Origin of the sequence: Candidatus Methanocrinis alkalitolerans (assembly GCF_029167205.1) — an archaeon.
Classification (GTDB): Archaea; Halobacteriota; Methanosarcinia; order Methanotrichales; family Methanotrichaceae; genus Methanocrinis; species Methanocrinis alkalitolerans.
The window spans coordinates 1-7,896 of the sequence record NZ_JARFPL010000061.1; the positions used below are offsets into that span (position 1 = coordinate 1).

8 protein-coding genes are annotated in these 7,896 nt (G+C 53.3%); 3 read left to right on the top strand and 5 right to left on the bottom strand.

From position 1 onward, the window contains the following. Positions 1–208: 208 nt before the first annotated feature. Complete coding sequence (locus P0O24_RS11915; protein WP_316969977.1) at positions 209–2,386, bottom strand: CDC48 family AAA ATPase; 2,178 nt, start codon at positions 2,384–2,386, stop codon at positions 209–211. 478 nt (positions 2,387–2,864) lie between these two features. Then, positions 2,865–3,038, bottom strand: coding sequence for a hypothetical protein (locus P0O24_RS11920; protein WP_316969978.1), 174 nt, complete (start codon positions 3,036–3,038; stop codon positions 2,865–2,867). A 95-nt stretch (positions 3,039–3,133) separates the two neighbouring features. Between P0O24_RS11920 and P0O24_RS11925 the strand changes: the two genes are divergently transcribed. Together P0O24_RS11925 and P0O24_RS11930 are read left to right on the top strand one after the other, a co-directional pair. After that, on the top strand, positions 3,134–3,484 hold the full coding sequence (locus tag P0O24_RS11925; RefSeq protein WP_316969979.1) for a hypothetical protein: 351 nt from the start codon (positions 3,134–3,136) through the stop codon (positions 3,482–3,484). Beyond that, positions 3,481–3,813, top strand: coding sequence for a hypothetical protein (locus P0O24_RS11930; protein ID WP_316969980.1), 333 nt, complete (start codon positions 3,481–3,483; stop codon positions 3,811–3,813). The genes P0O24_RS11925 and P0O24_RS11930 overlap by 4 nt, the downstream gene beginning before the upstream one ends. Positions 3,814–3,823: 10 nt before the next feature. Here the strand turns inward: P0O24_RS11930 and P0O24_RS11935 are convergent, their stop codons facing one another. The 3 genes from P0O24_RS11935 to P0O24_RS11945 all read right to left on the bottom strand — a co-directional run bounded on the left by P0O24_RS11935 (position 3,824) and on the right by P0O24_RS11945 (position 6,489). Further along, positions 3,824–4,906, bottom strand: a complete 1,083-nt coding sequence (locus P0O24_RS11935) for a FecCD family ABC transporter permease (RefSeq protein ID WP_316969981.1) — start codon at positions 4,904–4,906, stop codon at positions 3,824–3,826. A 65-nt stretch (positions 4,907–4,971) separates the two neighbouring features. After that, on the bottom strand, positions 4,972–5,367 hold the full coding sequence (locus P0O24_RS11940; RefSeq protein WP_316969982.1) for a cupin domain-containing protein: 396 nt from the start codon (positions 5,365–5,367) through the stop codon (positions 4,972–4,974). Positions 5,368–5,409: 42 nt separating this feature from the next. After that, the gene (locus tag P0O24_RS11945) at positions 5,410–6,489 is read right to left on the bottom strand and encodes an ABC transporter substrate-binding protein (protein WP_316969983.1); all 1,080 of its coding nucleotides are present in this window, start codon (positions 6,487–6,489) and stop codon (positions 5,410–5,412) included. 245 nt (positions 6,490–6,734) lie between these two features. On the opposite strand from P0O24_RS11945, the gene P0O24_RS11950 reads away from it, so the two are divergent. Next, positions 6,735–7,802 (top strand): ABC transporter substrate-binding protein, encoded by a 1,068-nt coding sequence (locus P0O24_RS11950; protein ID WP_316969984.1) that lies wholly within the window; start codon positions 6,735–6,737, stop codon positions 7,800–7,802. The last annotated feature ends 94 nt before the right edge of the window (positions 7,803–7,896 follow it).

The window sequence follows — 7,896 nt, forward strand, 5'->3', positions numbered from 1 at the left end:
CAAGGAATCTCCCTGGACGATATGATTCGGCACCTGGCAAATGCGGGGTATGAAGTGCGAAAGAGAGCACCAGGGGCTGGAGGATAACAGCCCCTGTTGTCGATTTAATAGGGTTTTACATGGGAAAATGCTGAACGAGAAACGAGGAGAAACGGCTGGAAGGAAAAGGAGGTGGAGGCCGGTTTGACGGCCTGCCCCGGCTTGCGCCTCAGGTGATCTCCGCGAACTTGCTGTAGACATCCTTCTCCTTCCTGCTGGGCAGCACCTTCTTGAGCGCCTCCTCGAAGTGCTTGTTCTCGATCCTGTACTTGGCGATCTCCTCGTCCTCCTGGGGCTTTCCGGCGAGGACGTACTCTCGGATAGCCAGCATCACCGCCTCGTTGGTGACGTTTGCGAGGTCGGCGCCGGAGTGGCCGTCGGTCCTCTTGGATATCGCTCCCAGGTCCACATCCTCGGCGAGCGGCCTCTTCTTGGTGTGGATCTTGAGGATCTCAAGCCTCGCCTCCTGGTCCGGCATCCCTATCTCCACCATCCGGTCGAACCTCCCGGGCCGCAGGAGCGCCGGGTCGATGATGTCCGGCCGGTTGGTGGCGGCGATGACGACGACGTTGTGGAGGGACTCCAGCCCGTCCATCTCCGAGAGGATCTGGCTTATCACCCTCTCGGTGACGTGAGAGTCGCTGGTCCCGCCTCCCCTGGCCGGAGCTATCGAGTCCATCTCGTCGAAGAATAGGACGGTGGGGGCAGCCTGTCTCGCCTTCCTGAAGGTCTCCCTCACCGCCTTCTCCGACTCTCCGACCCACTTGGAGAGGAACTCGGGCCCCTTCACCGAGATGAAGTTCGCCTGGCTCTCGGTGGCGACGGCCTTGGCCATCAGGGTCTTACCCGTCCCCGGGGGGCCGTAGAGCATGATTCCCTTCGGCGGCGTCGCGGCCATGTGGCTGAAGAGCTTGGGGTAGGCGAGGGGCCACTCCACCGCCTCCATCAGCTCCTGCTTGACGTTCGTGAGGCCCCCGATATCATCCCAGTGGACGTTCGGCGACTCCACCAGCACCTCCCGCATGGCGCTAGGTGAAAGCTCCCGGAGGGCGTCGACGAAGTCCTCGTTTACGACCTGGATCTTGTTGAGGATCTCGGCAGGTATGCTCTCCACGTCCAGATCCAACTCCGGTACGATCCGCCGCAGAGCCCCCATCCCCGCCTCTCGGGCGAGGGCCGCGATATCGGCTCCGACGAATCCGTGGGTGATGTCGGCGAGCTTCTCCAGGTCGACGTCCTCGGCGAGGGGCATCCCCCGGGCGTGGATCTGTAGGACCTCGAGCCTCGACTCCCGGTTGGGCACACCGATCTCGATCTCCCGGTCGAACCTCCCCGGCCGCCTCAAAGCGGGGTCGAGGGCGTCGGGCCTGTTGGTGGCTCCTATCACCACCACTTTTCCCCGGGACTCGAGGCCGTCCATCACCGCCAGGAGCTGGGCGACGATCCGCCGCTCCACCTCTCCGGTCACCTCCTCCCTCTTGGGGGCGATGGAGTCGATCTCGTCGATGAATATGATGGAGGGGGCCTCCTCTTCCGCCTCCTTGAAGATCTCCCGGAGTCTCTCCTCCGACTCGCCATAGTACTTGGACATGATCTCGGGACCGCTGAGGGTCTGGAAGTGAGAGTTCGTCTCCGAGGCGAGGGCCTTCGCCAGGAGGGTCTTTCCCGTCCCTGGGGGACCGTGGAGGAGGACCCCCTTGGGCGCCTCGACCCCCAGCCTCTCAAAGAGCTCGGGGTGCTTCATGGGAAGCTCGATCATCTCCCTGATCTTCTTGATCTCGGGGCCGAGCCCTCCTATGTCCTCGTAGGTGATCCTCGGGATCGCCCTCTCCTCTTTTGCGGGCTTTTCGCTGATCTCGATCCCGGTCCTGTCGCCTATGATGACCGCCTCTGCAACAGGCGAAATCTTCGTCGCTACAAGCTCGATCTTCCTGCCCATGACGGAGATCTCGATTACATCTCCCCTGGATAGGACCCTCCCGTCCAGGTATCTGCGCAGATACTCCTCGCCCCCGGTGATCCTGAGGGGGACCGTCGGCGCAAAGACGATTTTGCCAGCGGCAGCGGACTTGATGATCTTAACCGGGACCCTATCGTCTATGCTGACGCCGGCGTTCCGCCTGATGTTTCCGTCGATGCGAACGATCCCCGTCCCGGTATCCTCCGGATAGCCGGGGAGGAGAAGGGCTGCCGTCTTCTTTTTGCCTGTGATGGAAAGGACGTCCCCCGCCTGCCATCCGGCGTTATATATGACGGCCTGGTCAACTCTCGCGATCCCCCTTCCCACATCGGAAGGACGGGCTTCACCAACTTTGAGCGTATACTCCTCTGCCATATCAATCACCATACAATATCAATATCTTTTTATTTCAACCTATCCTAGTTATCTGATCCTGACCAGCTCAAGAGATTCGAACATCTACAGTTACTAACTTGATGTTAGTATCAACTGGTTATCCTATATATAAATATTTCCTCTCCATAGGCTTTGCACCTAAACCTCTCTGCACCTAAATTCAGAGGTCTGCACTTTAAAGTCATTTCACCAGAAGGTCAATTGATTAAAGTTTCAATTTTAGGTCGCGTACTCGATCTACTGAAAATCGCCACTCGAATCGAATTCAAGGGACGTATTTTCCGCCAAACAGCCATTACGTCACCCGTTAGCGCTATTCAGTAATCTGGGTACGCGACCAAGACTCGAAGGACTTGCTATTCGGAATGTTGCTACCTCGCGATTTTTCTCTTAATCGATGACCAATGCACGATTATCAGAACCTGCCCCGTCCGAGATTCATGCCCTCTGGCGAGAGATCCTTTCTGCTCTAGCCGAGTAAACCCGCAAAGATTTCCTCTCCGACCTCCCCGCCCTCACACCAGTCATCCTCGCCCTCGGTGGCGAAGAAGCCCTGGAAGAGAACGCCCGCGCCATCGTCGACGTGGGCCGCTGGGGACCCTGACCGGCCCCCGCCAGAAACGCCCTTAACTCCGCATCCCACATTTTCTACACCATGACCGTGGGGGTCCTCTGCCTCGGCCGCTCATCCTATCTTTTTCGGTCGTCGTGGCGCAATCCTTAGAATGGCGGAAGACTGTGGCGATGCAGAGGGAGGAGAAGGTGGTGCTCCTCTTCATGGCCCTCGGATCTCTGGCTGCGGCCTCCTGGGCGCTGGGGGATTTCGAGGCCGATACTGCAGAGATGCCCATCACCGTAGTCGCCGAGGGGACGGTGAAATCCATCCAGCTCACCACCGACGGCCACCTCATCCTGAGGCTCCAGTCCTCCACGATGCCGATATTCGTCAGCCAGAGGGCGGCGCAGAGGAGGTGGCCGGGAAGGTGGCGAAGGGCGACAGGATCCGGGCGGTCGGCGAGATATCCGAGGTACCGGGGGCTCCGGGAGATCTCCGTCAAGAGGCTGGCGGACGTGGAAATTCTCAGATGACGTTGATTGCCGACGGTTCCGTCGAAGTCCTACAGCTCGACGGCAAGACCCTCTACGCCGAGGACGACAGCTGGCGGTGCCAGCTGGAGGACGGATCGACGGCGGGGCTTGAGATCGTCTTTGAGGCGGTGGACCTCTCCGGCTCTCCCGGCTTCGAGGAGGAGTATTCCTTCATCGTGGAGGCGGCGATCGTCCCCCGGCCAGAGGCCCTCGACGGTGACGTCGTCCTGGAGGTCTGCGAGGAGGAGAGCCCGAGCCGCGCAGGCTTTATCCTGGACCTCTACCGCCATTACGGCGGTTTACATCAATATAGTGGCTCGCAACTCTAAAGGCAAGAAGTCATTCCCAATATCTCTTTCTTTTCGTCATCATCAGGTATAGGAACATCGGGACCCCTACGAAAGATACCACTATACCGATGGGAAACATTATCGGCGGGCTTACGATCCTGCCGACTATGTCCCCACCCACAACAAGTATTGATCCCATTATACCCGAAGCAGGGATCAGAAACCTGTGGTCCCCTCCGATCAGAAATCGGGATATGTGGGGCGCCACCAGGCCCACAAAACCGATAATTCCAGTGAAGCTGATTATGGTGGCCGTAACGAAGGCGGAGAGGATCAGAGAGACGGTTCTGACCCTGGATACGTTGATTCCCAGGCTTTTGGCGGTCTCGTCCCCTCCAGAGAAGGTAGCGTTCAGATCCCATGAGTACTTCATCATCATGGGTATGGTTATAACAAGCACGGCCGTTATAATACTGATCCCTCCCCAAGTGGCCCCGGAGAGGGTGCCAAATGTCCACCTAACCATGGCGCTAAGCTGTTCCTGCGAAGCGAAATAGTGAAGAAGAGCGGTGGCGGACCCAAAAAAGTATGTTAGGGCGATTCCCGCCAGGACTACAGTCTCAGGAGATGCACCCCTTAATTTGGCGAGGCCGAAGACTATGACAGCGCAAACTAGGGCAAAGACGAAGGCGTTCATCATTATGAGGTAGGTGCCGATCCCGACAAATCCTGCTCCCAAAATAATGGCGATAGACGCTCCGAAGGCTGCAGCCGAAGATATGCCTATTGTGAAGGGGCTGACCAGGGGGTTGCGAGTCACCCCCTGCATAACCGCGCCTGATATAGCCAGGCCAGCCCCAGCCACCACCCCAAACAAGGCTCGAGGCAGTCTGTAATTCCAGATCACCTTCTCCATGAAGGGATTCGTCTCCACCTGGGGGAAGAAACGGCCGACTATTGCGGTGAGAACGTCTTTCAGGCTTTGCAGGTCCTTTAAGCTCTCGATAGATGTGCCTATCGAGACGGACAGCAAGACGAGAAAAAAGAGGATCGCGAGAGAGACGACTATGAAAAGCATCTTCCTGGCGATGTATTTCATGTATAGCTGTCTTGTGTTGTCTGTGGTATTCACCGATCCTCCCTCCTCAAATTTTATTCTTATCCCTAGACCCGATGATCATCAGCTCAGATATCCGATCATTTTCGATCTTGGTACTTGCGAACCTTTTCGAGGAATTCCTCGGGAGATTGCCATGAAGGAGGTGGAGAGTGGATCATTAGAACCTTTACCGTCTCTTCAGTTCTGTTCAACCAGCCGTGCTCGTTCGGATCGGCCATTATTGTCATGCCCGTTTTAACTGGAACGCGTTTGTCCCGGAAGATGATCTCCAGATCCCCCTCGACGACGTATAGAACCACCTCAAAATAAGGAAGACCACTGTGACTGTGGGGGAGCACTTCGTCCCCTGGCGCAATCTCCAAAGCCGTTACTGATACGTTCTTGGTGGCTATGAGCGGCTTTATAAATCCCTCGGATGTAGCTACCCCTTCCGCCTTGTCCCAGTCCGCAAGTATGTAATCCAGATCTGCCATCTGATTCAACTCCTCATGGTTAAAAAAATATTATGGGACCATTCATAGGGGTGGGTATATGTAAAAGCCCTGGGGCTCCAGTCCCAGATAGTCTTCCAGATACGTCATGAGGAAAGACTCTGGGTCCAAGTCGGAGAAGGTCTCAGGATAGAGGGCCTTGGCTATGAAGAGGGGCCCAAACTTCTTTCTGAGACCTGCCGTGGCGTCGAAGCTTATAGCATAGACTTCGCCGTTCTTCACTGCAGTGGTATCAGACCACATTGGCCTGCTCATCACTTCCTCCCTCAGGTTCTTGAGAACGGTTTCGTCCTCCATGAAGTAGCCTTTGGGCTCTGAGATCCCCTTGAAGATTACGTCGGGATTCCTCTCTGCTACGTCCTCTGGATTGGTATCGAAGACATCAGATTTGATGTCCGGATAGAGATCCTTACCACCGCCTGCCATAATCATCCCAGGTATGCCGGCTCCAAAACCAGCGCCTCCGTAGGTTTGGTAAAGGCGAGCACCCTCGAAATATACCACCTTTCGATCCTCTTCGGGGATTGACTCAAGCCTCTCGTCGATGAGATCGTACTGATCTTGAATGAAGGCTATATAATCCGTTGCTTCCTTTTCATGCCCCAGGATCCTGCCAAGAAGTTCCACCTCATCGTTGTAGACCTCCATCCTGTAGAGGTCCAAGGCAACGACAGGTATTCCGAAGGGGTCCAATTTCGCCTGAAGCTCTTCCGGCGTCGGTGGCCAGGAGGCGTACTGTATCACCACGTCTGGGCCGAGTTCTGCGATCTTTTCGTAGTTAGGGTCGGCCTCATCTCCTATGACGGCCACATCCTCCAGCCCAGGAAGTAAACCCCGGTCGACGTTGGTCTTTGTTCCGAGATGTATGCCCACGATTTTATCCCCGGCGCCGAGGGCGATCATCTCTTCTGGTACGTTCCCGTTCAGGGCCACGACGCTCTTCACAGGGTAGGGTAATTCTACAGTTCTGCCCGCTGAATCGACGATGGTAATCGTTTCTTCTGCTAATGCGATGAAGGAAGAGAAGAAGACGACGCTGATCAATGCCATCAAAACCGCGCGATAAGAGATCTTTGACCTCGTATCCGATCGTTTTCTGACCAAATTAAGCATCCTCCATAGTTGTGGTGTCGTGGATTGTTAATAAGATACATATATAAACCTTTGCTAACAGGTATGAATAAATAATATAATATCAAATTAAAAGGGATATTTATGATATAAATACCACAAAACTTATAACATAAAACGAATTATAAGCATTTAAGTAAGATCTAGTAACCATAAAAAATAAATAATTATGTTTTATATATTTATCTAGATTTTACATAACTTGCGGAGATGATGAAATGGATAACAAGACATGGTTATTGGCACGACTGGCATTATTCACCTTGTTGGTGACTACACCCGTGAATGCCTCAGATGACGTGCTCAAGGTATACGGAAACGCGAATATGGACGAGACGATCGACGAGGATGATATAGCATATGTAGAGGGCGTGATAAAAGGGACGAACGAAAAGACAGAGTTCTCCGACGCGAATTACGATGGCGAAGTCACCGAGAAAGATATTACCCAGATCAAGCAGATTATAAACGGAGAAGAGAGCGAGATCACGATAGTCGACAGCGCCGACAGAATTGTCACGGTTAAAAAACCGGTCGATAGGATAATTTGCTTTCACTATGGAACCACTGAAGCGATCCAGACTATTGGTGCATCAGAGAAAATAGTCGGCGTCAACAGACAAATAGTTGAAAAAACCGATTTCTACAAGATCGAAGGGTCTTCAAATATCGGCTACGTAAATGATCCCGACTACGAGGAGATACTACGTCTAGATCCGGATGTTGTATTCGTATTTGCAAATGTCCCAGTTCATCAAACCAGAGTCGAAAACATTCGAGAGACGTTGAATAAAACTGATCCAGGAATTACCGTTATTGGAGCTGATTTCGTAGGAATCGAAAGGTACGTAGGAGAATTGAGGCAACTAGGATACATTCTAGACAAAGAAGCTGAAGCGGAAGAGTTCATAGAATTCTACAACAGTTGGATGGAGGAGATAAAAGGCCGGTTAAAGGACATTCCAGAGGATGATCGAACAAAAGTCTACTTTGAGGAGTACTACCCCTTGAATTACAACACTTATGGAGAAGGGTCCTTTGGATTGCACGAAAGCGTCGTCACCGCAGGTGGCAATAATATATTCAGCAATCATCCTGGTAGCTTCTTTGAGGTTGACCCAGAAGCTGTGATAACTCAAAATCCAGACGTCATTCTCAAGTATGAAGCAGGGAGTTATGCCGATGCAGGTAATGGTTTTGGCGGTAATGCGGAAAAGATGGACGAGCTTCGAGACGAGATCTTGAACAGATCTCATAGGTCATCGGTTAAGGATCGGTTTAAATAGTCTCGCAGATTTTTGATCCCACTTCCGTTATACAAAATATAGCATAACCTTATTAATAACCTATTGGAACTATAGACCACTGATATATAATTCA